The 1,869-nt window shown below is 45.8% G+C and carries 1 protein-coding gene; it reads left to right on the top strand.

The annotated features are described in order from the left end of the window. Positions 1-19: 19 nt before the first annotated feature. The coding region (locus Q0294_RS07715; RefSeq protein ID WP_299462864.1) for a hypothetical protein at positions 20-1,869 on the top strand (1,850 nt) is incomplete at its 3' end.

Here is a 1,869-nt window from a genome sequence, read left to right as displayed (position 1 = left end):
ATTTATAAGGAGTTTTGATATGCAGAAATCGCACCTGCATCAACACAAATATATCCCAAGCTTGGTTTGTCTGATTGTTTTCCTGCAGATGGCTGACGCTCGCGCCCAACGGACAGAGCTGTTGGTTCGTGCCTTAGACAGGAATGGCAAAGAAACAGCTCTATACGAAAAACTGGTTGTTGTCAGTGGGGTTGCTACATTGTCTGCGACTCCGACCGGTACTGGTGAACCAATTGAGCCATGGGCGATATTTTTTCATTTAAAAAGTAATGATGGCAGTGCAGCCCCGGTGAATGGAAAATTACGTGTTGGTGATTCAGCGGGCAATCCGGTAGGTTGGATCGATGCAAAGCATCTGAAAACCTGGAATACACGTTTCATTCTCGACCCGATCGAACCCCAGCGAAACCGGAAATTTGTTGTCCAGCTCAACGGTGGAGGCCGCGCCGAACAGAATGCAACCCCGGAAGGCAAACGCCGCTACGCACTGATTCTAGATCCGCCTAAAGAAGAAAAAGGGGATGATACTCAATATCCGATCGTCGTGTATGCGGGAAATGTCCAGGGAGCAGAAGAGCAAGGCGCGCTGGCCAGGCAACGAAACGAATTGAGTTCGGTCAAGTTGGAGATCATGTTTGTTATTGAGTCGAGTGACTTCATGTTTCTTAAAAATAAAAATGAAGACAAGTCGACACTAGACTATATAAAAAGCAGTATCAGAGGAGTGATTTCTGATCTTCACCAGGATGATGAGATTCGAAATGCGGTCCGGTTGGGATTTGCCGAGTACAAAGATACCGTCCCCAAGGCCAGTTTTACCAGTCGTTTGACCTGCGATCTGACGGACAACTTTGATCAATTTTCTCACAGTTTGGATAAAATGTCTGCGAGTAAATTAAAAGACGATTGGCCTGATGATGTGATCTCGGGATTGAACGAAGCGGTTTCGAATGCCAGTTGGTCGGAGAATAGTGTTAAGCACATAGTACTGCTGGGAAAAACCAGTTGTCAGCTAAATGAAAAAGGACAGAATCCACCTCAGACTGGAACAAATGACAGTCTGGAAAGTCTCATGAGTGAGTTTACCGATAAGGGGTATAATAAAACAGGCTTATCAATTAGCCGTATGATAGCAAAAGGTAGACCACAGGGCGGGAGTTCTCGAGTCCGCTCAGCCAAAATGTTTCATGCCCTACATTTCGATCGTGATTTTTACAAGGAAATTGATGAACCTGACAAACTTCGTGAAGCGATCGATAAAATTGAAGAGATTATTCGGCCACTTTCCAGAGAAGAACTACTTGAAGTACTCAAAGCTGACGGAATTATCGAGATAATTCAAGGCTACCATACAATCAAAGTGATAGACTATCAAAGGAAACTGGCTCTCAGCCAATACCAAACCATCTCGAAAAATAATGACGAAGCGGATGGTCTGTTTATGGAGGTGGAACCGAATTCGAAAGCAACTCAGCAGGCGATCGGTTTGCTGTCGCAAAAAATCAAAGGCACATTTGATTTGCTAAAAAAGGCGCGTGACGGCCAGGGAATGCCGAGCCAGAACCAAAACAACAACGAAATCTCACAACCCCTGTTTACACTCGTTGGGGCCGCTGCGGAGAAATTTAAAGATCAGCCTGTGATCGAAGGCACTGCGACCACCCGAAATGAAAACGGCAGACAGATTTCAGTCAAGAAAGTTATGGTCTCCCGTCAGGAATTGCGTCGCTTGCGTAGCACGATGGATTCGCTGCACACCAAATTTCGAAACAAGACCAGCAAAGCGGACCGCCAAGACGTGGGCAGCATTTTAACGACAATGAAAGAAATCATCGCCGAGACCAGTGCCGGACAGAAAATGAATGCCAA

Origin of the sequence: uncultured Gimesia sp. (genome assembly GCF_937919775.1) — a bacterium.
In the GTDB taxonomy this organism is placed as follows: Bacteria; Planctomycetota; Planctomycetia; order Planctomycetales; family Planctomycetaceae; genus Gimesia.
This window is presented reverse-complemented; position numbering and strand designations above follow the sequence as displayed.